This is a genomic window from Treponema lecithinolyticum ATCC 700332, from assembly GCA_000468055.1.
GTDB lineage: Bacteria > Spirochaetota > Spirochaetia > Treponematales > Treponemataceae > Treponema_C > Treponema_C lecithinolyticum.
The window spans coordinates 358,511-382,809 of record KI260569.1; the positions used below are offsets into that span (position 1 = coordinate 358,511).

At 43.4% G+C, this 24,299-nt stretch carries 22 protein-coding genes; 14 read left to right on the forward strand and 8 right to left on the reverse strand.

Annotated elements, in window-relative coordinates; translation table 11 throughout:
- The first annotated feature begins 152 nt into the window (after nucleotides 1–152).
- The 8 genes from HMPREF9193_RS09755 (at nucleotide 153) to HMPREF9193_RS09790 (ending at nucleotide 9,989) form a co-directional block, all read left to right on the forward strand.
- Nucleotides 153–827, forward strand: a complete 675-nt coding sequence (locus tag HMPREF9193_RS09755; RefSeq protein ID WP_245565509.1) for an outer membrane lipoprotein-sorting protein — start codon at nucleotides 153–155, stop codon at nucleotides 825–827.
- A 1-nt stretch (nucleotide 828) separates the two neighbouring features.
- Nucleotides 829–2,322 carry a hypothetical protein gene (locus HMPREF9193_RS09760; protein ID WP_021687968.1) on the forward strand — a complete coding sequence of 498 codons (1,494 nt, stop codon included), beginning with the start codon at nucleotides 829–831 and terminating at the stop codon, nucleotides 2,320–2,322.
- A gap of 5 nt (nucleotides 2,323–2,327) precedes the next feature.
- Nucleotides 2,328–4,400, forward strand: coding sequence for a helix-turn-helix transcriptional regulator (locus HMPREF9193_RS09765; RefSeq protein WP_021687969.1), 2,073 nt, complete (start codon nucleotides 2,328–2,330; stop codon nucleotides 4,398–4,400).
- Between the two features lie 74 nt (nucleotides 4,401–4,474).
- Entirely contained in the window at nucleotides 4,475–5,764 is a 1,290-nt protein-coding gene (locus HMPREF9193_RS09770) for an ABC transporter substrate-binding protein (RefSeq protein WP_021687970.1), read from the forward strand.
- A gap of 95 nt (nucleotides 5,765–5,859) precedes the next feature.
- Entirely contained in the window at nucleotides 5,860–6,756 is an 897-nt protein-coding gene (locus HMPREF9193_RS09775; RefSeq protein WP_021687971.1) for a carbohydrate ABC transporter permease, read from the forward strand.
- A 58-nt stretch (nucleotides 6,757–6,814) separates the two neighbouring features.
- Nucleotides 6,815–7,573, forward strand: a complete 759-nt coding sequence (locus HMPREF9193_RS09780; RefSeq protein WP_169720468.1) for a carbohydrate ABC transporter permease — start codon at nucleotides 6,815–6,817, stop codon at nucleotides 7,571–7,573.
- An 85-nt stretch (nucleotides 7,574–7,658) separates the two neighbouring features.
- Nucleotides 7,659–8,906, forward strand: a complete 1,248-nt coding sequence (gene mtnK / locus HMPREF9193_RS09785) for an S-methyl-5-thioribose kinase (RefSeq protein WP_021687973.1) — start codon at nucleotides 7,659–7,661, stop codon at nucleotides 8,904–8,906.
- Nucleotides 8,907–8,912: 6 nt separating this feature from the next.
- On the forward strand, nucleotides 8,913–9,989 hold the full coding sequence (locus tag HMPREF9193_RS09790) for a s-methyl-5-thioribose-1-phosphate isomerase (protein ID WP_021687974.1): 1,077 nt from the start codon (nucleotides 8,913–8,915) through the stop codon (nucleotides 9,987–9,989).
- Here the strand turns inward: HMPREF9193_RS09790 and HMPREF9193_RS09795 are convergent.
- A complete protein-coding gene (locus HMPREF9193_RS09795) occupies nucleotides 9,963–11,621 on the reverse strand; it encodes an FAD-dependent oxidoreductase (protein WP_040848105.1) in 1,659 nt (552 codons plus the stop codon). The two genes, HMPREF9193_RS09790 and HMPREF9193_RS09795, sit on opposite strands and share 27 nt — an antisense overlap.
- Before the next feature lie 151 nt (nucleotides 11,622–11,772).
- Between HMPREF9193_RS09795 and HMPREF9193_RS09800 the strand changes: the two genes are divergently transcribed.
- A complete protein-coding gene (locus HMPREF9193_RS09800) occupies nucleotides 11,773–13,110 on the forward strand; it encodes an acetate kinase (RefSeq protein WP_021687976.1) in 1,338 nt (445 codons plus the stop codon).
- Nucleotides 13,111–13,145: 35 nt separating this feature from the next.
- On the opposite strand, the gene HMPREF9193_RS09805 is transcribed toward HMPREF9193_RS09800, so the two are convergent.
- Both HMPREF9193_RS09805 and HMPREF9193_RS11490 read right to left on the reverse strand, forming a co-directional pair.
- A complete protein-coding gene (locus HMPREF9193_RS09805; RefSeq protein ID WP_040848107.1) occupies nucleotides 13,146–13,730 on the reverse strand; it encodes a DJ-1 family glyoxalase III in 585 nt (194 codons plus the stop codon).
- Between the two features lie 74 nt (nucleotides 13,731–13,804).
- Nucleotides 13,805–13,927, reverse strand: coding sequence for a hypothetical protein (locus HMPREF9193_RS11490; protein ID WP_306699142.1), 123 nt, complete (start codon nucleotides 13,925–13,927; stop codon nucleotides 13,805–13,807).
- A gap of 750 nt (nucleotides 13,928–14,677) precedes the next feature.
- On the opposite strand from HMPREF9193_RS11490, the gene HMPREF9193_RS09810 reads away from it, so the two are divergent.
- The 4 genes from HMPREF9193_RS09810 (at nucleotide 14,678) to HMPREF9193_RS10935 (ending at nucleotide 18,792) form a co-directional block, all read left to right on the forward strand.
- Nucleotides 14,678–15,934 (forward strand): response regulator, encoded by a 1,257-nt coding sequence (locus HMPREF9193_RS09810; protein ID WP_021687981.1) that lies wholly within the window; start codon nucleotides 14,678–14,680, stop codon nucleotides 15,932–15,934.
- A gap of 3 nt (nucleotides 15,935–15,937) precedes the next feature.
- Nucleotides 15,938–17,896, forward strand: coding sequence for a hybrid sensor histidine kinase/response regulator (locus HMPREF9193_RS09815; RefSeq protein WP_021687982.1), 1,959 nt, complete (start codon nucleotides 15,938–15,940; stop codon nucleotides 17,894–17,896).
- Nucleotides 17,897–17,924: 28 nt separating this feature from the next.
- Nucleotides 17,925–18,482, forward strand: a complete 558-nt coding sequence (locus tag HMPREF9193_RS10930; RefSeq protein ID WP_169720469.1) for a PHP domain-containing protein — start codon at nucleotides 17,925–17,927, stop codon at nucleotides 18,480–18,482.
- Between the two features lie 91 nt (nucleotides 18,483–18,573).
- Nucleotides 18,574–18,792, forward strand: coding sequence for a PHP domain-containing protein (locus HMPREF9193_RS10935; protein WP_021687984.1), 219 nt, complete (start codon nucleotides 18,574–18,576; stop codon nucleotides 18,790–18,792).
- A 61-nt stretch (nucleotides 18,793–18,853) separates the two neighbouring features.
- Here HMPREF9193_RS10935 and HMPREF9193_RS09825 read toward each other — a convergent pair whose 3' ends face one another.
- The gene (locus tag HMPREF9193_RS09825) at nucleotides 18,854–19,210 is read right to left on the reverse strand and encodes a TraR/DksA family transcriptional regulator (RefSeq protein ID WP_040848232.1); all 357 of its coding nucleotides are present in this window, start codon (nucleotides 19,208–19,210) and stop codon (nucleotides 18,854–18,856) included.
- A gap of 139 nt (nucleotides 19,211–19,349) precedes the next feature.
- On the opposite strand from HMPREF9193_RS09825, the gene infA reads away from it, so the two are divergent.
- Nucleotides 19,350–19,568, forward strand: coding sequence for a translation initiation factor IF-1 (infA, locus tag HMPREF9193_RS09830; protein WP_021687986.1), 219 nt, complete (start codon nucleotides 19,350–19,352; stop codon nucleotides 19,566–19,568).
- A gap of 5 nt (nucleotides 19,569–19,573) precedes the next feature.
- Here the strand turns inward: infA and HMPREF9193_RS10940 are convergent, their stop codons facing one another.
- Genes HMPREF9193_RS10940 through HMPREF9193_RS09850 form a run of 4 tightly spaced genes read right to left on the reverse strand, consistent with a single transcriptional unit; the run spans nucleotide 19,574 to nucleotide 24,298 of the window.
- On the reverse strand, nucleotides 19,574–20,158 hold the full coding sequence (locus HMPREF9193_RS10940; protein WP_021687987.1) for a DnaJ domain-containing protein: 585 nt from the start codon (nucleotides 20,156–20,158) through the stop codon (nucleotides 19,574–19,576).
- A 44-nt stretch (nucleotides 20,159–20,202) separates the two neighbouring features.
- On the reverse strand, nucleotides 20,203–21,567 hold the full coding sequence (locus HMPREF9193_RS09840) for an SH3 domain-containing protein (protein WP_021687988.1): 1,365 nt from the start codon (nucleotides 21,565–21,567) through the stop codon (nucleotides 20,203–20,205).
- A complete protein-coding gene (locus HMPREF9193_RS09845; RefSeq protein ID WP_021687989.1) occupies nucleotides 21,513–23,297 on the reverse strand; it encodes a vWA domain-containing protein in 1,785 nt (594 codons plus the stop codon). Before HMPREF9193_RS09845 ends, HMPREF9193_RS09840 begins: the two co-directional genes overlap by 55 nt.
- Nucleotides 23,297–24,298, reverse strand: a complete 1,002-nt coding sequence (locus tag HMPREF9193_RS09850) for a VWA domain-containing protein (RefSeq protein WP_021687990.1) — start codon at nucleotides 24,296–24,298, stop codon at nucleotides 23,297–23,299. The genes HMPREF9193_RS09845 and HMPREF9193_RS09850 overlap by 1 nt, the downstream gene beginning before the upstream one ends.
- Nucleotide 24,299: the final 1 nt, after the last annotated feature.

Below are 24,299 nucleotides of genomic sequence, written 5' to 3' on the forward strand. Positions count from 1 at the left end.
CTAAAAAGTTTTATCGGAAGTTGATACTTCCTCAAAAACTTTTTATAGGAGACATTATGTTACAGAGCTTTAAGGCGCGAAGCGCCGCATTTTTTTTACTTTGTCTTTGTGCCGTTTCTTTTTTACCGGCACAAACGCCCGATACGGAGCAAATGTATTCAATCTTGGACAAATTTTTCGATTCGGTAAATTCAAAAAAAGATCTTACTTGTACCCTGTCTTTGATTACGGAAAAGCCGAATGAGCCGAAAGCGGCATATCAGTTTAAGCTGTTCCGGCGGGACAAAAAAGATCAAACTTGCTTGGTACAGCTTGCTCCCGAAGCCGAAAAGGGCACCGGATATTTACAGGAAAACGATAACTTATGGACATACGATCCGAGCTCGCATCAATTTACCCATTCGTCGTTAAAACGCAATTTGGGAAACAGCAATGCAAAAATTTCGGACGTAAATACAAAATCTGAGTTCAGACAATCGTACGAAATTATTTCCATTGAAGAAGCTTCTCTCGGCAAATTCGACGTATACGCGGTAACCGCAAAAACGCTGAAAGCAGATGCAGCTTATGCACAGGAAAAGTTTTTTATCAGAAAAGACATAAACTTAATTTTAAAAATCGAAAGTTACGGCTCAAGCGGAAGGCACATGCGCACAACACTATTTGCCAAATACACCAAAATCGACGACCGCAATTTGCCGGTACATCAAATTCACATCAATGAATTAAACAAGGGAGAAAAAACAACGCAAATATTTTCCGACTTTGATACAAGCGATGTTCCCGATGTCGTATTTACCAAAGCATATTTGGAGAAGATAAACTGATATGAAAAAACATATTGTACTTTTTACCTTGTTCTCTCTCGCCGTCTGCATTTTTGCCCAACAAACAACACAACAAACCGCACCGGAAACGGCAAACGGCGATTTGGAAAGCGAATTGTTCGGCGACGATTCGGATATTTTTTTAACGCAAGAACAAACCAAAAGCGAAAACATAAACAACAGTCTCAAATTGAAAGTCGATGAAGAATCGGCAGTAGCTTCTTTGGAAAACAAAACGCTGCGTATCGGCGGCTCAATCGCTTCGGAGCTTGTTTTAAAATCGATATGGAACGCCCCGTACGAAAAAAAAGACGACGGCAAAGAGTACTTTTTAACTCCGGACGCTTCGCTTAAACCCGTTTTGGATGCAAGTTTGTTTTTCGATGCACGCCCGTTCGATAATTTAAAACTGTACGGTAAAGTCAATTTCGGTTTTCCGTTTGAAAAACAGCTTTCCGGAACGGCAGTGGTTCCGCCACGGCTTGTGCCGTCTTTACCAAACGGCGCGGAACTTCCGCTGCAAGTAAACGGGTCTCCCAACTTTAAACTGTGGGAACTGTACACCGATTTTTCCGCACACGATATAGCTTTTTTCCGTTTCGGCAAACACACGGTTAAATGGGGCGCAGGCTATTTTTACAGTCCTGCAGATGTTATAAACATTAACCGCATAGACCCGCAAAAACCGACTGCCGAACGCGAAGGTCCGGTTTCGCTTAGGGCGCATTTTATTATTCCCAAAACCCAATACAATTTGTGGTTTTACCTTTTACCGGATACCAAAGATTTTAAACCGGAAAACACTGCAGCCGCACTTAAAGCGGAAGCCGTGTTCGGCAAATGGGAAGCCGGCTTGGGCACGTGGTATCAAAAGGAAAAAGCGCCGCGTCTTATTGCCACCTTATCGGGAAGCATTATCGGAAAAATCGGTGTTTTTGCAGAAGGCGTTTTTGCATGGGGAAGCGATTACACATACTACCGCAATGCAAATGCGCAAGACAGTTATACGCAAAAAAACCGCGCTTTTTTTCAAACCACGGCAGGCTGTTCGTATACAAACAGCGAAACGCACACATCGGTTGCCGCCCAATATTTTTATAACGGCTTCGGTTATGAGGATATATACAGCGCCCACACTATTACGGAACAAGCCATAGCAAACCGAATTGCAACGACGAAAGGAATGCCTATAAACCGCGACGTTCAAGATGCTGCCGGTAACATTGCACAAATGGGATATCCGGGACAGCACTACATAGCGCTAAACTTGAGCCAAAACAAAGTCGGAACGGAAAAATTTACGGCAAACCTTTTTCAGCAATTTGCAATAACTGAGCGCACAGGCCTTACCGCACTGAGCATAAATTGGAAAATATATAAATTTGCCTCCGTAAGCACCGGACCGAGCTTTACCTACCCCATCAGCTCCGACTCGCTTACCAAAGGAGCTATAGATTATTCGCTTTCTTTTAAACTGGGCGGCGGCAAGTTTTAATTTGTATGTTCGGTCAAGTTCGTCAAACGGCTTTTTTCCGTATTTTCTTTTCAGTTATCATTTTACTGATTACGGTAATAAGCTGTTTGACGTTCGGTTTTACCGCGGTTTTTGAAACCATACTCGAAGATTTTTTAGTAAAAACATATATTTCCAATTTGCACATCATAAAAGAAAATTATACGCGGCTGCAGTACACCTTTATTCCGGCAGCATTTAACGTATACGAAAACGAAGCGGTACAAGACTATTTATTTGCACGCAGGGGCGATCAAGAAGCAGCTTTGTATGCGCTCAAATTTATGGACAAAGCGGTTATTTTAAATCCGTACATTCATTCGTTTTATGCATATAATGCAGCATACGGCTATCTGTCCACCTTTGCAGGTTACGAGGGGGCAATTTGCACAAGCGATCCGCAGTTAAACGATTTTTTACTCAAAAAAGAAGTTCAGCCGGGGCAAATATATTTACGTACACTCAATAACGGCGGAAAACCAACCACCTTTTATACCCTTTTTTTGGGACGAAAAAATCCGGACACCGGCATACATTATGCTTTTATGGTAAATATTTGCGAATCTTGCATACGCGAAGAACTGAGTGCCGCATCAAAAATAGACTATGCGGATTTATGTATTATAAATGCGGAAAACGTTATCGTATCCGACAAGCTACCCCATAAAATAGGTTTAAATGCCGGTGAAGATCCTATGCTAAACGCCGTTATGCAGCAAACGGAAACAACGGGCGCCGTTACCGTTTCAGCTTCAAACGGTGAAAAATATTTTGCCGCTTGGGTCGATCAAAACGAAATAGGCTGGCGTTTTTTATATCTTATTCCACAACGCGTTATATTTAAAATTATTAACGGTGTACGTACCAAAGGCTTATTAATAGCTTTAGCCATATTAATCGGCGCATTATGTTTAGCGCTCATCGTCAGCATGCACATTGAAAAAAAAGTTACTGCAGAAAAAAAATTATTTGACTATTGTTTCGGCTGCGCCGAATACCCGTTTACCTCTTTTTTTAAAAATGAAGATATACATTTAGCAGTATGCCGTTTTGACCCGCAGGAAAAAGAAAAAGAATTTTTACAAAAAGCCGTTTTATGTATAAAACAAAATCAAAAATCATCGACTTTTTTTATCCAATTTGACGGCAACAAATGGATAGTTCTTGTGCAAGAAAATATCGGCTTTTTTAAAACAAAATTGTTCGATATACAGCATAAACTGCAAAGCGAATGCCGCGGTACGTTTACCGCCGTCTTTTTTGAAGCAAAAATACCCTTTAGCGATGTTCCTTCTCAAAGCGCAATTTTAATTTCAAAACTGCAAACTTTATATATGAAAACCGCAGGAACAATTGAAGCCGTAGATACACCCTTACCGGTACTCTTGCAAGAAAAAAAACAAAGCATTCGCGATGAATTCGATTTTTCAAATCTTGAAAGAGCGCTGCGCGAAAAAAAATCCGACGCTATGCAGTGTGAAATACAAAAACTTTCCGCTTTTTTAACACAAACAAATAATTTTCTTGTGTTCCGCACGTGTGTAATACAAATTGTGCTTATTGCAGCAAAAATATGGGATGAAACGCTCGATATACTGCTGCCGCAGGGTATAAACACTTGGAGAAATGAAGTTTTTGCCGTCGAACAGATTACCGGTTTAATTACAAAGCTGGAACAGTTAAGTCTTTGCATAACCCGAAGCCTTGAATTGGAACAAAACAGTCATAAAACAAAAATCGTACGACATATTAAAAATTATATTTTTGACAATATCCGCAACAAAAACCTTAACACAGCCCTTATTGCGGACTCTTTAGGATTTTCTTTAAATTACATACGGGAAATATTTAAAACGGTGGAAAAGCGTTCTATAAACGAATACATAGGCTTATACCGCATTGAGCTTGCAAAACAACTGCTCATCGAAACCGAAAAAAATATTTACCGTATTTGTGACGAAGTCGGTTTTTCCAATTACTCATACTTTTGTACTTATTTTAAGAAAATGGAATGTATCAGCCCGACGGATTTTCGTTTAAATATGCATATTTTAAAATAATCGGTGTTTTTCAAAATTGCTTTTTTACCAGTCCCGTGCTTAAATAAACTTACACAACCTAACAGGAGGACTGTATGAGTAAAAATCTAAAAACATATTTTATATGTATGTTTGCCGCGTGTGCCGTTTTAACATTTGCAAACGGTAAAGGAGAAAACGTTGCCGGCGACGGACCGGTGAAAATCAAATACTACACGTGGACCGATGCGGTACACAAACCTTTAGTTGACGCTTTTAACGCTTCGCAAAATGAAATTTTCGTTGAAGCCGAATATGTACCGAGTGCCGACTACGAAGTAAAAATAATGACGCTGCTTTCGGGCAAAGCGGAAATAGACGCCTATATGCAAAAACGCCAAGCCGATATGTTTCCCCATTGGGCAAACGGTTTTATAGAACCGCTCGACGCTTACTTTAAAAAAACGGGATTGTCAAAAGAAGCAGTCGAAACCTATCCGCAAGCGGTAACAGTAGACGGTAAAATAATTGCAGTTCCGTGGCGCGGTACGTCTGCTTTTACTTATTACAATAAAAAGGTTTTTGAAAGAGCTGGAGTTCCCACCCCCGATACCTACGTAAAAGAGGGAACATGGATGTGGGAAAAGTTTGCCGAAGTTTCCGAAAAACTGGCAAAATCGGGGGCAATAGGCTCCAGTATTTATTTTTGGGCTTCTTGCATATTTTACCGCAGCGCACAATACGAACAAGATATTATTACCCGTGACGGAAAAATTCAATTGGATAATTCCGTTTTGGATTATTTGAAAATGCGCAAAGATTTGGAAGCAAAAAAAGCGATGTGGCCGCTTATCGATATGAAAGTAACCAAAACGCATTATTCAAAGCAATTTTACGACGGCAATTTAGGCATGCTGTTAATCGGCGAATGGTTCCCCGGTCAAATGATTACCGGAAAAAACGATAAACTGCTTAAAAATTTTAATTGGGAAGATTACGGTATAACCCGCCTTCCCTGCAATGTAAGCACTTACCACACGTGGGGTATACCGACCTTTAACCATGTGGTTTCGTATTCAAAGAAAAAAGAAGCTGCCTTTAGATTTATTCAATGGATGAGCGGTCCTGAAGCAAGAAAAGTAGCGGCTTCTTACGGAGTTTTACCGGCTGTTGTTGATGACAATGTAAAATCGATTCTTGCAAAAAACATACCTGATGCTCAATCGCTGAAATACTTTTTAGAACCGCGCATTATATATCCTTCCAATTTCAGTAAATACGGAAGCCGCGCCGAAATGTTGCTTGACTCCATTCAAGAAGAATATCTTTTGGGAAAAATACCCGATAGCGAACTGAACGCAAAAATCAAAAAGGGTTTGGAAGAAATCATTAAAACAACGGACTAACAAAGGTAAAATCCGGCAGCGCAAATAATTAAAATACTTCCGGTGCTGCCGGATTGCCGCGAACAGTTTAAAAATTGCCAAAAGGATATAAAAGCATGAAGCATACACACATACAAAAAATAAAACTGATTGCACCGTTTTTACTTCCCGGCTTTATCGCTTTTTGTATCTTTACGGTCATTCCCATTGTATTGGCAATAGGTTTAGCGTTTACCAATTATTCGGGCGGTATTGCATGGAAGTTTGTCGGATTGCGTAATTTTATTACTGCTTTTAAAAGCGAAGCTTTTTTTAAAGGGCTTGCTGTTACGGCACGGTATATGATATACACCGTCGTTTTTCAAATTATTATAGGGCTTGGCTGCGCTCTTATGCTATACCGCCCGTTTAGAGGGTTTACCGTTTTTCGAAGCATATTGTATATTCCGAATATTTTGTCTTCCGTTGCCGTAGGTTTGGCGTTTATGCTTATCTTTGAACCGACAAGCGGTATTGCCAATTCACTGCTTGTGTCCGTCGGAATGATGCCGTCAAAGTTTCTTGCGGGTGAGTCAACGGCTTTACCGGTTATTATCGGCGTAACCGTATGGCAAAATTTCGGCTGGTATATGATATTGTTTATCGGCGGCTTGCAAGGGATAAACCCTTTTTTGTATGAAGCCGCACGTATAGACGGCGCCGGTTCGATCAAACAATTTTTTTCAATAACGCTGCCCGGTTTATCTCCGGTTTTGTTTTATGCCGTCACAATTGCGGTTATACGCGGCTTTCAAGTATTCGACTACATTTTTATTATGACCGGCGGACAATTCGGCGGCGGACCTGCAGGTTCAACATCGGTGTTGGCTTTTGACATCTACAAAAACGCATTTGTAAACTACCGCTTCGGCTATGCGTCTGCAGAAGCGGTAATTTTGATGATTATAATCGTTGCAATCACAGTCATTCAACAGCACGGTCAAAAAAAGTGGGTATCTTATGATATCATATAAAATTTCAAAACGTATATACGCCGTAGCAATATATTGTTTTTTACTTGTAGGGGTTTTTATGGTTTTAGCCCCCTTGGCGGTTGTTGTTTCTTCATCTTTAAAAAACGAAAGCGAAATTTTCGATTTTCCGTTCAAATTGTTTCCGGCAAACCCCATCTTAAACAATTTTTTACAACTGCGTTCATCTTTTCCTTTATACATATGGAATTCAATAAAACTGACAAGCATTATCGTTGTGCTCCAACTTATTACCGCTTCGACGGGAGCTTATGCATTTACCAAGCTTAAATGGAAAGGGCGGGACTTTGTTTTTATGACGTATTTGCTTTCGATGATGATTCCCTCGCAAGCTATAGTCATTCCTCAATTTTTAACGATACGCATATTTAATTTGTACGACACCCACCTTTCGCTGATATTGCTAAGTGCATTTACCGCGCTCGGTACTTTTTTAATGCGTCAGTTTTTTTTAACAATTCCCGATACGTACATCGAAGCTGCCCGAATAGACGGGGCAAAAGAAGCTCATATATTTTTTAAGGTAATGCTGCCTATGTCAAAGCCGGTTTTGGCGACGCAAACGATATTTTCATTTAGATTTTTTTGGAATGATTTTTTTACTCCGCTTATTTACATAACGTCCCCGAAACTAAAAACCTTACCCTTAGGTATGACCGACTTTGTGCGTGAACAATATGTGTACTGGGGACCGCAAATGGCAGCAGCATTTATTTCAATTATTCCCGTTTTAATTATTTTTTTGATGGGGCAAAAATATTTTATTCAGGGAATCACTTCTTCAGGATTAAAGGGATAAAGAAGTTTTACCGCACTCATCAACATTTTAGACGACAGCAGCGATATGCATTACAGTAAAAGTATGCTATGGTATATGCAAAACTATGGCAACAAAATATTCTAAACATTTTTTAATGACGGCGGACGAAGTAAAAAACTATTGCGTAAAAAAAATCCGCTACTTTAAAAATTCCGCTAACCTCAACTGTACGGAAATAGGCGACGGCAATATCAATTATGTTTTTAGAGTTGTCGACACAAAAACGGGGCGCTCTCTTGTTGTAAAACAAGCGGACAAACTTTTGCGCGCTTCCGGAAGACCTTTGAATACCCTGCGCAGCAAAATAGAAGCGGCAGCATTAGCCGCACAGGGAAAACTTGCACCGGGTATGGTTCCCGCAGTGTATTGTTACGACGAAACGATGTGTGCACTCAGCATGGAAGACATTTGTACGTATGAAAACCTGCGTACTTTTATGCTTGCAGGAAAAACGAGCGATCACTTTGCCGACAGCATTTCTTCTTTTTTAGCCGAGACGCTGCTTGCAACAACCGATTTAGTTTTAGATCGCGCACAAAAAAAGGAACGGGTAAAAACCTTTACCAATATAGAATTGTGCGATATCAGCGAAGATTTGGTATTTACCGAACCGTACTATAACTACAAAAAAAGAAATATTATTACAAAAGGCAACGAACAATTCGTAGAAAAACATTTGTACTGCAACGAAGCTTTAAAAGCGCAAGTCGGTATATTGCGTAATTCGTTTATGAACAATGCGCAAGCGTTAATTCACGGCGATTTGCATTCCGGTTCGATTTTTATTAACGAAACCGGAATTAAAGTAATAGATCCCGAATTTGCTTTTTACGGTCCCATGGGTTACGATGTCGGAAACGTTATCGGAAACCTAGTGTTTGCTTTGGCACATAAATTTTTTACCCGGCCGTACCATACCGAATTCATTGCATGGGCTGAAAAAGCAATCGAAAAAACGGGAGATTTAACCGCGTCAAAGCTATCGCAAAAATACGACGAACTTGTACAGTTTCCGCTGTACAACACGGAATTTAAAAAATACTACCTTGCAAACATACAAGCTGATACGTTCGGCTTTGCGGGAACGGAAATTATCCGGCGCACGGTAGGAGACACAAAGGTCGCCGAAATCAATTCGGTAACGGATAAAACGATGCGGCTTCACATGGAACGTGCACTGATTGCAACCGGAGAAAAATTGATTATGGAGCGCACGCGTATCCGTTCTGCCCGTCAAATCGTCGAGTTTTTTAACAGCAGTTTAAAAAATTGCAGAGCCGAATTGATACCGACAAAAACAAAAAGGACGTAAAAGAAAATGAGCGCATACACACCTACTCAAAGATACGATACGGATTTGGCTTTTTTGCTGCGCTACGAAAATATCGCGTGGTATGAAAACGGCGTAATGCGGATCTTGGACCGCAGGGTATACCCGATAAAAACCGAATTCGTAACCTGCACCGATTACCGCGAAACGGTACAAGCCATTAAAGATATGGTAACGCAAAGCGAAGGTCCTTACCTTGCTGCGGCAATGGGTATGGCTTTGGCATGCTTTCAAGCGCTGCAAAAAAAAAGCAGCGATATTATACCCTATATGGAAAAAGCGGCATACGAACTGTCGCATGCGCGCCCTACGACAGTTGAACAAATGAAAACAATCGTAAGCGGCTCTTTGCAAACAATAAAACAAAACATACAAAGCGGCGTTCTATCGCGCAATGTAATAGAAGCGGCTTTTGAATATGCATTCAACTACGTAAACAATAATTATAAAAAATACACGCTCATCGGCGAGCATACTGCCGCTTTGATTGCCCCAAACAGCACGGTAATGACCCAATGTTTCGGCGGTACGATTGTCGGCACTATGTTGCGTTCATGCAAACAAAGCGGTAAAAATATTAGCATTATTTGCGCGGAAACGCGGCCGTATTTTCAAGGCTCCCGTTTAACGGCAAGTGTTGCTTGCGACATGGGCTTTCCCGTTACGGTAATTTCTGACAATATGTGCGCATTCACTATGAAAACCAAAAAAGTCGACATGTTTACTTCGGCTTCCGATGTAATCACTCTTGACGGTCATATTATAAACAAAGTCGGCACGTTCCAAATGGCTTTAGCCGCGCACTACTATAAAATCCCCTATTACGTTACCGGAACTCCCGATTGCGCACACCCGGACACATCGCGCATAAAAATAGAAGAGCGCGACGGAGAAGCAGTATTAAAAGCGCTGGACACAAAGGTGACCATGGACGGCGTTGCAGGCTATTACCCCGCATTCGACATTACCCCGCCGGAATTGTGCACCGGCATTGTTACGGATTTGGGCGTGTATGCTCCCCGCGCATTACAAGATTATCTAAAAGCGGCTCACCAAATCGTATAAACGGTAGCCGCCGCTTAAATTGTACACGGTAAAACCGTGCTGTACCAATATGCGCGACGCGATATAGCCGCGAAGCCCTATTTGGCACATAAGGTATACGGGCTTTGTTTTATCCAATTCGCCGAGGCGCTTTCTTATATCATCGAGCGGAAAATTGAGCCACCCTTCAACATGAGAGCGTTCGTATTCTGCAGGAGAGCGCACATCAAGCAGGGTAAGCGTATCGTCTGCAATAAGCGCTTTTACATCGTGCCAGTGAAAAATATTCATTCTGCCCGACCGTATGTTTTCGATAACAAAGCCGGCTATGTTAACCGGATCTTTTGCGGAATTGTACGGCGGTGCATAGCTTAATTCCAGCTGTGCCAAATCGGCAGCTTTCATCCGCGCACGGATTGCCGTAGCAAACACATCGAGCCGTTTGTCAACGCCTTCGCGTCCGACTATTTGGGCGCCTAAAATGCTGCCGGTTTGAGGATCATACAGGGTTTTAATTGACATGCTCTGCGCACCCGGATAATAGCTTGCATGGTTTGAAGAATAAGTAAATGATTTTTCGTATGCAATACCTAAGCGTTTTGCCGTTTTTTCGTTTATGCCGGTTGCACCGACGGTTAAATCGAAGGCTTTTATAATAGAAGACCCTTGCGTTCCGCAATACGATGAAGGCACGCCGCATATAACATCGGCAACGATACGGGCTTGTTTGTTTGCAGGACCTGCAAGAGGCACATAGCCGTCTTGCTCACTTACAAAATCTTTTATTTGTACGGCGTCTCCAAGCGCATAAATCGAAGGGTCGGAAGTACGCATGTGTTCATCCACAACGATAGCGCCTTTCGGACTTAGTTTTAAACCGGCTGCATGCGCAAGAGCGCTTTCCGGGTTCACGCCGATAGCTAAAATCATCATATCGGCTTTTACGTTGCCGCTTGTAAGCTGTATATCCAAAGCGCTTCCCGTATCCGAAACGGAAGAAAGCGCGCTGTTTAATTGTAAACGCACGCCTTTTTCCTGCAGATGAGCGTGCACTTCGCAAGCGATATCGTAGTCGACCGGGGCGATAACTTGATCCGCCATTTCGATAAGGGTTACCTCAACTCCGGCTCGTTTTAAATTTTCAGCCATTTCTATTCCGATAAAACCGCCGCCGACTATTGCCGCACTGCGCGCGTGTTTTTTTTCGATAAATTCTTTTATAGCAAAGGTATCGGGAATGCTGCGCAGGGTAAACACGCGCTCCGACTGTATACCTTCAATAGGCGGGCGCACAGGTTCGGCACCGGGAGAAAGCACAAGGCTGTCGTAGCTTTCTTCGTATACGCGATTGTTTTGCGTGTCGTGCACGCTTACCGTTTTTGTATCCGGATGTATAGCGGTTACGTTCGAATGTATACGCACATCCACGTTAAAGCGCGCGGTAAAACTTTGCACCGTTTGCACTGTCAGTGCGTTTTTATCCGTAATTTCGCCGCCGATATAATAAGGTAAAGCGCAGTTTGCAAAGGAAATATAGCTGCCGCGCTCAAACAGTATAATACGCGCGTTTTCATCCAAGCGGCGCAAACGCGCTGCAGTTCCCGCACCCCCTGCAACTCCGCCGACAATCAGTATTTTTTTTCCTGTAGTCATAAAAGCATCCTCCGTCATACACTCCGTAATCAGCTCGTTTGTAATGCTAACACAAAATATTCAAAAAGATAAGTAACCTAGTTACAAACAATTTGCATTTTTTTTACTCATCGCGTATAATGGAACATCACATTTTACAGAAGGTAAGGATATGGTTATTTTAACGCTCAATTGCGGCAGTTCGTCCGCAAAATATCAAGTATACGATTGGGATGCCAAAGACGTATTAGCGTCCGGCGTTGTGGAACGGGTAACGCAAAGCGGCTCGGGCATTACACACAATGCAAAAGGCAAAGACGAATACGTAAAATTACAGGATTGTCCCACGCACAAAGAAGCCGTTAAATTGATTATCGATACCATAACGGATAAAAACGTCGGCGTTATTTCCGACATGAGCGTGATAAAAGCGGTCGGTCACCGTATGCTGCATGGCGGAGAAAAATTTACCAAATCGGTAATCGTTACACCGGAAGTGTTGGACACGTTCCGATCGGTGCAGGATTTAGGTCCCTTGCATAACCCCGCAAATATTATGGGTATTGAAGCTGCACAAAAGGTACTGCCCGATGTTCCGCACTGCGCTGTTATCGATACAGCGTGGCACCAAACCATGCCGCCGTCTTCTTTTATGTATGCCATCCCCTACGAATGGTACGAAAAATATGATGCGCGTCGCTACGGTTTTCACGGAACGTCATTTTTGTACACGGCAAAACGCGCGAGTGTGCTTTTGGGTAAAAAACCGGAAGACACCAATGTTATCATTGCACACATTGGAAACGGCGCTTCCATGTGTGCGGTAAAAAACGGCAAATGCTTTGACACATCCATGGGTATAACGCCGCTTGAAGGTTTGGTTATGGGAACGCGCTGCGGCGATATGGATTGCGCCCTGCCCTTGTATATTATGCGCAAAACCGGCATGAGCGCAGCCGAAATGGATACCGCTTTAAACAAAAAAAGCGGACTGTTGGGCATTACCGGAAAATACGTTGACCGCAGAGACGTTACCAAGGCTATGCGTGAAGGCGACAAACGTTCAGCCCTCGCGCTGGACATGGAATGCTACCGCTTAAAAAAATATTTCGGTGCATACACGGCGGCAATAGGTCCGATAGACGCAATTGTATTTACCGCAGGGGTCGGCGAATTTGCTCCTCATATCAGAGCGCGCGCGGTTGAGGGTCTTGAATTCTTAGGCATAAAGATGGACGCTTCAAAAAACGAATTGGCGTGCACGCGCAACACCGAAAGCATTATCAGCTGTGACGATTCGCCGGTTAAAATATTCGTTATTCCGACCGATGAAGAATTGGTTATGACCGAAGATGCATACGCACTGATGAAAGGTACGTACGACGTTCACACAAACTTTACGTATACGTTCCAAAACAAAGACTATGTAAACAAAGCGCGCGAAGAAGGCTTAAAAAAAGATTTGGAAAAAAAGCCGGAGCTTAAGCGTATTATCGCACTGCCGCGCTGACGTTTTACCGGCACAGGCACACAAAGCTTGCCGCGTTAAAACAGCATAGCTTTTTGTACCGAAACGGCTTCTTTTTCGCCGCACAAAAGCCGTATAAGCTCAAAGCCTAAAGCCGAAGCGCCGGCAGGACCGCATGCGGTTAAAAGATTTCCGTCTAAAACCGCACGTTCTGCCCGGTATGCTTCGGGCTTTGCATGGGGCGCATAGGGCAAAAGTTTTTCCATCCCCGGATAACAAGTAAAACTTTTGCCGTCGAGCAATCCCAGCGGCGCCAAAACAAGTGCCGGTGCGGCGCAAATTGCGGCAATAATTTTGCCGTTTGTGTTCATCTGTTCCAAAACAAAGCGCACTTGTTCGCTTTTTGCCAAATTCGTACTGCCGCCCATTCCTCCGGGACAAAACACCGCATCGTTTAAAGTTCCGTTTTTTATTTCATCGCATATTTGAAACACATCGGTATCAGCGGCAACCGCAATCGAATGAGCGCCGTTTACCATTTGCGCTCCCTTTTGTACTGCAGCCAAACGCACGCCGATATTTGCACGGCGGAGCATATCCACGGGCAAAACAGCTTCCGTTTCTTCAAATCCTTCGGCAAGTAACACAATACAGTTTTTCATTTTTTTCTCCTGCACTGACAAATGTATACCCATTTTCAGGTTTTGCCGCACAATCGTACACTTCTTTCCCCAGTTTATACGGTAAACATAAGTGCAATGAGCACTGGAAAAGTCAATAAAAGTGCAGCCCCCAAACACAGTACAAAAGCTGTTCCTAAAAAGGCAAAAACCTTGGTCTTTGAATTACTTGTTTCCATAGTAATCCCCTTAAAAATATTTTTTTATTTAGGGAAGGGAAGACACTTTTACGACTAAAAGTTTCTTCCCTTCCCTAAAACCTAACCCATCTTCCAAATAACGCTTAAGGGCTCTGCCCTTAAGAATCCCGCTAAAAAGCATACATCCGTGTATGCTTTTTAGTTACGCATTTTTACCTTGCGACAAAAATGACACAGGACGTACCCTTTTGCGGGCATCCTACCCGCCCTTTCCCTTACTCCGGCATGACGTCGAAAAAAACGAGAGCTTCGGCAACGGCACAGAGCGTCGAATACGAGTTGTTTATGCTCAAGGTAAATAAAGCCGTGTAACGGCAAGGAGCTGCGCGCGAGGCGTTTTACGCGTTCCGCTCGGGTTATTGTACCGTAAAAGCGTAACCACGCCGTATGCGGGCAGAGACCTTGCCGTACCCCTGTTTATTTACCAATAAAAGTATTCACCCTGCCGTATGCCGATTACCTATATTATAATTGTAGCACGTTATCTTTCAAAAAACAGGTTATACGGAAAAAAAAGAACCAAAGTTACTAAAAAAGAACTTTGGTTACCTGTTCAAAAGGGTACGTCCTGTGTCATTTTGAGCTTTAAGTTTTGTCTTGCGTAAAACAACCGGGCAAATCGGAAAACTCTATCCTCAAACCGCTGTCTTCAGCAAGCAACACAATACAATTTTTCATTTTTTTCTCCTGTACTTGTAATAATACTCCTTTTGGGATAAAATAAATAGTATGAAGCAAGTGTTGCTTATAGATGCGCCGGCACTATTCCGAGACTTTTTAACAGAAAAACTGGTTTCGGAAAAAATCAACGTAGAAATTACCGATGGCTGGCGCAACGCTTTTGCAAAAACGGTTTCGAGTTTACCCGACCTTATAGTGATCGACGCTCCCGACTGTTTTGACGATTTAATCGATTTTTTAAACAAAAAGCGGGCGGATCCGAATGCTACGGGAATTCCCGTTATATTAACCGGTCCGGTGCTTTCGCAAGATGTTATTGCAAAACTGCCCTCGTATAACGTTATCAAATATTTTAACAAACCGGTAAAATTCGACATTTTTTTTGAATCCATAGGGCGAGTTTTACGCACGCCGCTTTCAATCGATGTTACGCCGTGTATTTTGGAAACACACTTAAATAACAATATTATCTTCATAGAAATAGCCCAAGGGTTAAACAGAGAAAAGCTGGCGCTTTTAAAATACAAAATCAACGAATTGATCGATGCAAACAAATTAACTTCGCCGCGTATCGTTCTTATGCTCAGCGATTTAACGCTTACTTTTATAGACAGCGTTAACTTGGAATTGCTTTTAAACAATATCATTTCGGATACCAGAATTCAGCACAAACACATAAAAATATTGTCGATGGACCCCTTTGTACAAGCTTTTGTAGACGGTCATGCCGAATTTGCGGAAATTGAAGTTGTAGAAAACCTTTCCAGCGTATTAAATACTTTGGTTACGGAAAACAACACGCAAAACCTTACCGAAGTTATAAGCGATAAAATCTTAAACGCAACATCCGATGCAGGCGAAACTGATGTGGAAATGCGCTTTTATTCGGAAAAGGGGATGCTGGGTGATGAAACCCCGCAAGCAAGCAATGAACAAAAACAAATACAAGTTGCCGTAGTGGACGACGATTTGGTTACCCTAAAGCTGTTGGAACAAGCATTTGCGTCCATTCAAGCACAAACGGAAACTTTCGATTCGGCTTCGCTTTTTCTTGAAGAAACAAACAAAAAAGTATACGACTTGGTTATTTTAGATATATTTATGCCCGGTATATCAGGCTTTGATACGTTAACCAATTTGCAAAAGCGAGGGTATCCGAGTCCGGTTATTGTGTATTCTTCGGCAGCGGAAAAAAAAGTCGTTGTTCAAGCGCTTGCGCTGGGAGCAAAAGGGTATTTGGTAAAACCGCTTAAGTCGGAAGCCATCATTCAAAAAGCCATAGAAGTGCTTCATTCAAAAGTGTAGCTTATGCAAAACGACTTGCTTATTACCGGACAATTTCTTGCCAACACCATCCACGAAATCCGTACTCCGATACAAACGATTATCGGTATGCTTGAATTATTGGAACAAACGAATTTGGACAAAGAACAAAGTGAATATTTGCGGCAAATGCAATTCAGCGCAGATGTTTTGCTTTCTCTTGCCAACGATATTTTGGATTTTTCTAAAATTCAATCGGGTAAATTTAAAATTGAAAAAATCCCGATGAACGTTATCAACGTAGCCGAACAAACGGTCGATTTGATTTGTATAGAAGCCCACCTTCGCGGTTTGGAAATCGTTACCGACATCGATTACGGTATAGAACCGATAATAAAAAGCGATCCCACGCGCATTCAGCAAATACTGTTGAATTTGTTAAAAAATGCGGTAAAATTTACACATAGCGGTTATGTGCGCATACGGCTTTCAAAATGCAAAGACGGAGAGCGCTTGTTGTTTGCGGTACAAGATTCGGGAATAGGCGTTCCTGCAGAAAAACAAAAAAAACTGTTTAGAGACTTTTACCAAGTAAATGCTTCCACTACACGCCAATACGGCGGCACGGGCTTGGGACTTTCCATTTGCAAAGGCTTGGTCGACGCTATGGGCGGCAAAATCGGTATGAAAACCAACCCCAAAGGCGGCTCGGTTTTTTGGTTTACGATTCCGTTTGAAAACGTTAAAAATGAAGAAAACAAAAAAGCGGCGCCTCTTATCCCCGAAGACACATCCATTTTGCTTGTAGACGACAGTCCGCTTTCTTTGCGCAGTTTATACGACAAATTGCATATTTTAACCGATTGCCGTATAGACGCGGTAAGCTCGGGCGCCCAAGCGCTGCAACAAATGAAAAAAGCCGCCCAAAAAGGAAATCCGTATACCATCGCTTTTATCGACATGCTTATGCCGAAGATGGACGGATGGCGTTTGGCAGCTCAAATAAACAACGATAAAGACATCAACGGCACAAAGCTGTACTTAATGGTACCCGAAGGGCAAATGGGCGGCGAAGCTAAAATGAAAATGCTCGATTGGTTTAACGGGTATTTATATAAACCGATTAAATTCAGAATTCTTAAAGAAATACTGGTGCAGCATTTCGACACGCCGCTGGACTTGGAAGTAATAGAAACGGACGAACCGGAAGCACAGGAGCAAGTGTTTTGTGCAGCCGGCTTAACGATTTTAGCCGTAGAAGACCATCCGGTAAATCAAAAGCTTATACAAACTTTTTTAACACAATTCGGTGCGCAGGTATTAACCGCCGATAACGGAGAACAGGCAGTACAGTGCATTCAAGAACATCCTGCAACCGATTTGATCTTTATGGACATACAAATGCCCGTTAAAAACGGTATGGAAGCGACGGCACAACTGCGTTCTTTGGGTTATACCGGAGTTATTATAGCGTGTACGGCAAATACCGATGCATCGGATTTTAATTTGTATTTAAATAACGGTATGGACGATATTTTAACCAAACCGTTTAAACGCAAAAATATTCAAGATATGCTGAAAAAGTGGGAAAAACGCTTGCGAAGCGAACGGACGGCGCAAGACAATCGGGACGCGGTTACGCAAACCGTGCAAGATAAAATGCATGACGCAGCGACAGCGGACTTTTGGAACCGCGATGATTTTAACGATACGGTCGGAAACGACCGCGACCTTGCACATCAGCTGATACGGCAGTACTGCGAGCAAACCCTTTCGCTTATACAAAAAGCTCACACAAGCATACAAAACAAGGATTTTCCGGAACTCGTGCACGCATCTCACACGCTTAAAGGAAGTTCGGCGGCACTGTCGCTTAACGAAGCTGCACAAACGGCAAAACGTATGGAAGAAGCGGCAAAACAAAACGACGGCAAAAAAGCGGCGGAAGAACTGCACTTGTTTGAAGCTTTATTTGAACGATTTAAAACAGAGTGCGAGCGTTAAATACGGCTTCCGAAAAAGGAGAGATACCGTGTACCGCATAACAAACTACCATACCCACTGTACATTTTGCGACGGAAAAAATACGGTTGAAGAAAATATCAACAAAGCAAAAGCCCTGGGACTTTCGGCTTTGGGTTTTTCTTCGCACATGGCATTACCCTTTGCTTTGGATTGCCACGTTGCAATGCAAAACGCCGCATCTTACTTTGATACGATACGGGTGCTTAAAGAAAAAGAGAGCGCAACAATTGAAATCCTTGCCGGTGTGGAAGCCGAATACATAAGCGGCATAACTTCTCCGGATAAAGCTTTATACAAACAATTTAAACCGGATTATATTATCGGCGCGGTACACTACATTGTTTGCGACGTACAAAAAAAGCACCCTCTTCCCTATCTTTTTTCCGTAGACGCAAAAACCGAAGCCGTACAGCAAGGTCTGGACCGTCTTTTTCACGGTGACGGGAAAAAAGCGGTACAAACTTATTTTGCTTTGCAGCGCGATATGATACAAAACTGCGATTTTAACATCATTGCCCACCCCGACGTGATACGCAAACGAAACGGCGTATTACATTTTTTTTGACGAAACGGACGGATGGTACCGGAGAGAACTAAAAGCAACCGCACGGGTAATTGCACAAAGCGGAAAAGTTACCGAAATAAATACCGGCGGCATGACACGGGCAGGTATGACAAATCCCTATCCGTCCGCCGATTTTTTGCAACTTTTGCGTGCCTACGATGCGCCTGTTATGCTCAACTTCGACAGTCACCAAGCACAGCATTTGTGCGCTCACTTTGAAGACGGTTTGAGCGCGGCTCTGGCAGCAGGCTACCGTGAATTGTGGTATTTAAGCGGCGGTACGTGGCACAGCCAAAAAATTCCGGCATAGCCATAGGTAAGCCGCAGATAACCGCACGTAGCCCGAACCGGAGCGCGTATACGTGAGCCTCTCAGCGGTTGCGCTTTTCGTCCGCGCTTTTACAGTCCACGCACAAAAGCGCATAAGGAATAGCTTTTAAGCGTTCTTTGGGAATGCGTTTACCGCACTTCATGCACAAACCGTATTTTCCCTGCTCTATGCGCGTTAAAGCCGAATCTATCAGTTTTAAACGGTTTACATCGCGCGCGCCGGCGGCATCGAGCATTTTGCGGTCGATATCGTCTGAAGCTATATCTACAACATCTTTTGCTTCCATGCTTTCCACAATTTGACGGAAGTCATTGTTATTTGTCATCAGTTGACCGATAATTTCCGATTTTAAATTTAAAAGACTTTGTTTCATTTTTTCAGCAAATTCTTTTTCCATTTCCAAAACTCCCATAGTTGACAACATATAGATTTACTCATAAAATTATACGTATGAATCGGCAAAAAAGCAAATATTTTTTTGCTTTTTTTGCCGATTTCAGCTAAAAAAAACCGTTATACGGTATTTTGGGGGAATTGTGGCAAAAGAAGAAGCTATTGAAGTTGAAGGCATTGTAAAAGAAGCTCTGCCGAACACTATGTTTCGGGTTGAATTACAAAACAATCACGTTATCCTTGCGCATTTATCGGGAAAAATGCGCAAACACTACATCCGTATCGTTCCCGGCGATAACGTAAAAGTCGCACTGTCGCCCTATGATTTAAATCGAGGAAGAATTATTTTTAGAGAAAGATAATCCGTTTATTTTATTTTCGGTGAAAGCAAAATACGTATTGAACGAAGCGCGCCGGTAAAACCGTTTACTACGGCAGCTAAGCATAAAATAGGGCCGAACGGCAGCAGTATCCACGAATAGCGTAAAAATATAAGACCTGCCGCAAAGGTAAGAGCCGAACGTATAAAGCGCACTAAAGCGTCGCGTTTTGTTTCGCTTTGTTCGCTTTGCTGTTCGTAGGTGTAGCTTGTGCGGTAAAAGCTGTTTGAGCCGTGCGCCCTTTCGGCGTTCATCGCCTGTTCATACCATGTCCAAAAGTCGGCACCGAAAGGATCTTGCGCATAGGCTTGATCGGTTTGTCCGTATTGCCTTGTGTACGAAGCGGCGCGGGCATATTCGTCGGTTGAACCGTAATGGTCGTATTCTGCGCGTTTTGTTTCATCGCCAAGCACGGAATATGCAGCGCTGATTTTTTTGAATTTATCTTCGGCAACGCTATCGCCCGCATTGCGGTCGGGATGGTATTTAAACGCCGCTTCACGGTAAGCTTTTTTTATTTCATCGGCAGAAGCGCTGCTCGGCACTCCCAGTATTTTATACAAATCGTCCATACGTATCTATACAATAATTCAAACGGGTGAATGTTACAAGAGTGTTATTTTTCTTTTCCGACATATACGCATTCTTCTTTTAAAATCCAGCCTATGCGCCGCTGGGAATCCGAAACGAGGTACCATGCGCCGCCGCTTCGCATAACGCGCAAACGCACCCCCGCCGTTAAATTCATCACCGCACTCGCCGTGTTTTCGGGAATGGTACGCAGCATGCCGCCCGAACTTACAACAACACGTTCGTTTATTTTTACCAAAGAACTTACAGCATACACAAAAGCCGACATAAACAAAACGGCGGCAAAAGCGGCACGTACCGTTTTTTTATAAAATAAAATCAAAAAAACAAGCGTACATGCACAAAGCGCAAAGGGTAAAATTATGCACAGCCACAAAGAAATTTCATCCGGATTTTTTAAACCGGCGCTTTGTTCAAGCCCTTTGCGCTCGTTTTTATACCGCCAAAACAAAGGCGAGCGGCGCTCGGCATACCTTAGCTGGGCTAAATGTGCGGCAAAATCCGTATTTGCAATCACGGTCGGCTCTTTTTGCATATCGGTATCTCTGCCGTCTTTTTTACCGTCGTTTTTTTCTGATTTGGTGTGTGCGTTTTTGTTTTCCGAACGCGCCGGATTTTGCAATACTTGAAGCGTTCGCAGATGAGGTTTAACCGTGTACAGTTTTCCGTCGTAACCGTAAGCTTGAATTTCAACTTCAGGCAAATCAAGCTTACCCTTTTTAAGCGGCGTAACCGATAAAAAAGCAACCGTTTCGGTTTTGGAAGATATACGCTCTGTTTTTAACGGAAGTTGCGGCGAATCTTCTCCTTTTTCGACCAGCGCGTCTTCACTTAAAGTCCAATGTACGCTTTGCACTTGGTCAAAATAGCGCCCCGCAATACCGACCGAAATCCGCTGTGCTTCGTACGCTTGCTTTTGGGGTACTATAAAAAAGAAATCCGGTTTTAATAAACGTATATTTTCCCTTACGCCGACTTCGGGAAAGGGAATATCGTAATATATTCCGCGTATAAGGATTTTTACCGGTTCAAGCGCATAAAAGCCCGAACGCTCAAAACGCAACGTATAAATAATTTGAGTACCGTTAAAATCAAGTGCATCCGTTTTTTCTGCAGACGATAATACAACCCCGTAAGGAAAAACAGTATAGGGCAATTCCGTTTCAACGGGCTGCACATCGGGTATACGTAAAATAAAACTGCAATCGTTTTGTGCAAAAAAACCGTTTTGCTCGTCGAGCGCTTCAAAACGTAAATCGGCAAATTGCGTTAACTCATTGGCCGATAGGGCAAAAAAACCGCAGCATAAAAAAAAGCATGTGCAAATTAAAAAATTTAATAATCGGCTGAAGAGCCGTCTTGGGTATTCGGAATATAAGTATTTTTCCATCTTTGTTTGTCGTTCTCCCTGATAAGCGAAAATACGGCTTCTTGCGCCGCCGACGGTGCATTTTGCGCCTCGGCAGGTATCAACTCTTGTTTGCCTTGGCGCACTTGTAAGCCGCGCTGCTGTAAACACAATTCCAAATTAATTTTTGCGTCCAAGCTGCCGCTGTTGATAAGCAATGCGTTTTTAAAACATTCGGCTGCCGTATCAAAATCGCCGCTTCGAAAAGCTATAATGCCCCTGTTATAATACGCGGCAAAAGCTAAAGAAGGCGGTAATGAAGGCGGCATGTCGTCCAGTTTTGCAAGTGCAGCATCGTTTTCATCTTGCATAAGGTAAGAGGAGGAAAGACCGAACAGCGCATATTGCAAAAGCTCGTTATTTTTTATTTCCCGCGAACGTTCGGCGGCGTCCAAAAAAGATGCGGCGGCGTTTTGATAGTCATGCCGCTTCCACCGGTACAAACCCGTTAATACGGCACCGTTTTCTTTTTGCCATGCCGAACAGCTTGTTACGCCGAACGGCAAAAACAGTACGGACAATAAAAAACACAAAAGAACGCTCCCCTTTGACTTTACAAAGCTGCCGTCAGGATTTTCGGTGCTACCCTCGCCGCCGCTTTTGTCAGCAGCATTTTTGCTTTTTACAACTGTTGTCCGTTTTATACCGTACCAGTGGGTACACATAAACCCTGCGATAAAGCACAAAAGGCTTACAAACAAAAAAGGTGTATGGCGTTTAACTGTTTGTATTTCGTAATTGCCGCCGACAACGGCAGTTTGTTCGCTTCCGGCAAAACGCGACCCCTTTTCGATTATATCCGCCGCTAAATCCACGGCAGTCCCTGCGCCGCTAAATATTCCGCCAACAACAACGCCGGTTCCAACGCCGGAACTGCCGTTGGAACCACTGTTAAATCCGCTGCCTGCTCCGCGGTTAGTTCCGCCGCTGCCGTTTTGCTCCGCCGAAAAATCGATATAATACGCCATATCGCCGCTTTGTGCGGCTTTTTCCAATTTAGCGCGGCGTAAAGCAGTTTTTACCGGCGTTTTGCCGTCCCCAGAAATAATTTGCGTTCCTTTTTCAGAACCGAATCCGACTAAAATTATGTGAATGCCGTATGAGGCGGCTTGGGAAACGGCACGGTTCAAATTACCCGCCGTTTCATCCCCGTCCGTACACACGACAATAAACGAATTGCGCGCGCTTTGCGGCGGAAAGGATTCAACCGCTTTGTCTATTCCCGATGCCACATTGGAACCGCTTGCCGAAAGCATTGCCGGAGACAGCGTATCGATAAGCGATTCGAGCGCGCTATAGTCTTCGGTTAATGGCAGCACCAAAACTCCTGCACCCTTTGCCAAAACGGCAGAGACGGCACTTCCGTTAAGACGTTCCAAAAGACTGCGGGCAAAGTCTTTGCTTTGTTCAAGACGCTGCCGCTGAACGCCGCTTCCGCCGTCGTTCGCCGTCATACTGTAGGAAATATCAAACACAAAACATACGGCGCTGCCGCTTCGCTGTACGGGAATGTGCTGTGTTCCCCACGAGGGTCCTGCCAAAGCGATAAGCGCGCTCAGCCATGCAAACGACCACAGTAAAGCGCGCAGCTTTATACGCAGCGTCAGTTTTTGAATAACGGGACGCAGCGTGCGCAAACGCACAAACATAAAAATAAGTACAAAAGGGACTGGTAAAAGCAAAGCAAAAGACTGCGGGCGGTCAAAAAGCATTACACACTCTCCTGCAAATAAAGGCGGCACACAAGCCACGATACGGCAAACAAAGCTAAAGCGAGCGCCAAACAATACGAATACAAAGGAGTTTTTATCCGCTTTACGGTATAAGTTTGATTTACGCTGTTTTCGATACCGCTACTTTGAAGCGCCGACGAAAGAGCCGGTAAAGTTTCAACCGGATAATAAGCGCCCTGCGCTTCTGCAGCTAAAGAACGCAAAGACGAATCGTTAAACTCCGAATCAAAATAACCCGAATACACTTTACCCGTTTGCGAGTCGGTGTATTCAATCGGCACCGAACCTTTTGTCCCTATACCGGCTATGTATAAACGTATGCCGTTGTCTTTTGCCAAAGCTGCTGCCGTGTTCGGATGAACGGAACCGGCATTATTTTCGCCGTCTGTAAGCAGTACGGCGGCTTTTACCGGTGCAAGAGATGAAGCCAAATGATACACAGCCGTGCTCAGCCCTACGCCCAAAGCCGACCCATCGCCCAGTTCTCCTACTTCCATTGCATGCAAACGGGCAAAAAAAGTGCTTTGGTCCAAAGTAGGCGGAACAAGCAGCGCAGCTTCGGAAGCGCAAGACACCAGTCCGTAAGAAATACCTTTGTTTTCGCGCACTAAAAGCGCTATAGCTTGTTTTGCCGCTTGCAGCCGGCTGCCGGCAGCAATATCCAAAGCCGCCATAGAAGGACTGGTATCCACAATAAATATAATTTCCGCCCCGCGCGAAATAAATCGTTTTTCCTGTTTCCAAAACACAGGTTCTGCGCAAGCGCCGACTAAGGCAATAAAACCGAGAGCAAACAGCAATCGGGATATAACGCGTATAACCGAAACGCTATCCTTTTGCTTTTCAAAGCGCATACCCTTCCAATCGCCCAGCGTTAAAAAAAAGAAAGGAACATTTACAATACCGAAAGAACGCAGTATAAAGTACAACGGTATAAGTAAAAGCAAACTAAGGGCTGCAGGGTGTTCAAATCCGTTCATA

Excerpts from the sequence above, each read along its gene's own strand:
- HMPREF9193_RS09795 (WP_040848105.1), bottom strand. The coding sequence starts at position 11,621 with ATGACTACAGGAAAAAAAATACTGATTGTCGGCGGAGTTGCAGGGGGT.
- HMPREF9193_RS09840 (WP_021687988.1), bottom strand. The coding sequence starts at position 21,567 with ATGGAAAAATACTTATATTCCGAATACCCAAGACGGCTCTTCAGCCGA.
- HMPREF9193_RS11490 (WP_306699142.1), bottom strand. The coding sequence starts at position 13,927 with ATGGAAACAAGTAATTCAAAGACCAAGGTTTTTGCCTTTTTAGGAACA.
- HMPREF9193_RS09845 (WP_021687989.1), bottom strand. The coding sequence starts at position 23,297 with ATGCTTTTTGACCGCCCGCAGTCTTTTGCTTTGCTTTTACCAGTCCCT.
- HMPREF9193_RS09775 (WP_021687971.1), top strand. The coding sequence starts at position 5,860 with ATGAAGCATACACACATACAAAAAATAAAACTGATTGCACCGTTTTTA.
- HMPREF9193_RS09760 (WP_021687968.1), top strand. The coding sequence starts at position 829 with ATGAAAAAACATATTGTACTTTTTACCTTGTTCTCTCTCGCCGTCTGC.
- HMPREF9193_RS10940 (WP_021687987.1), bottom strand. The coding sequence starts at position 20,158 with ATGGACGATTTGTATAAAATACTGGGAGTGCCGAGCAGCGCTTCTGCC.
- HMPREF9193_RS09780 (WP_169720468.1), top strand. The coding sequence starts at position 6,815 with ATGGTTTTAGCCCCCTTGGCGGTTGTTGTTTCTTCATCTTTAAAAAAC.
- HMPREF9193_RS09800 (WP_021687976.1), top strand. The coding sequence starts at position 11,773 with ATGGTTATTTTAACGCTCAATTGCGGCAGTTCGTCCGCAAAATATCAA.
- HMPREF9193_RS10935 (WP_021687984.1), top strand. The coding sequence starts at position 18,574 with ATGACACGGGCAGGTATGACAAATCCCTATCCGTCCGCCGATTTTTTG.
- HMPREF9193_RS09765 (WP_021687969.1), top strand. The coding sequence starts at position 2,328 with ATGTTCGGTCAAGTTCGTCAAACGGCTTTTTTCCGTATTTTCTTTTCA.
- mtnK (WP_021687973.1), top strand. The coding sequence starts at position 7,659 with ATGGCAACAAAATATTCTAAACATTTTTTAATGACGGCGGACGAAGTA.
- HMPREF9193_RS09825 (WP_040848232.1), bottom strand. The coding sequence starts at position 19,210 with ATGGAAAAAGAATTTGCTGAAAAAATGAAACAAAGTCTTTTAAATTTA.
- HMPREF9193_RS09850 (WP_021687990.1), bottom strand. The coding sequence starts at position 24,298 with ATGAACGGATTTGAACACCCTGCAGCCCTTAGTTTGCTTTTACTTATA.
- HMPREF9193_RS09805 (WP_040848107.1), bottom strand. The coding sequence starts at position 13,730 with ATGAAAAACTGTATTGTGTTACTTGCCGAAGGATTTGAAGAAACGGAA.
- HMPREF9193_RS09815 (WP_021687982.1), top strand. The coding sequence starts at position 15,938 with ATGCAAAACGACTTGCTTATTACCGGACAATTTCTTGCCAACACCATC.
- HMPREF9193_RS09810 (WP_021687981.1), top strand. The coding sequence starts at position 14,678 with ATGAAGCAAGTGTTGCTTATAGATGCGCCGGCACTATTCCGAGACTTT.
- HMPREF9193_RS09790 (WP_021687974.1), top strand. The coding sequence starts at position 8,913 with ATGAGCGCATACACACCTACTCAAAGATACGATACGGATTTGGCTTTT.
- HMPREF9193_RS09770 (WP_021687970.1), top strand. The coding sequence starts at position 4,475 with ATGAGTAAAAATCTAAAAACATATTTTATATGTATGTTTGCCGCGTGT.
- HMPREF9193_RS09755 (WP_245565509.1), top strand. The coding sequence starts at position 153 with ATGTATTCAATCTTGGACAAATTTTTCGATTCGGTAAATTCAAAAAAA.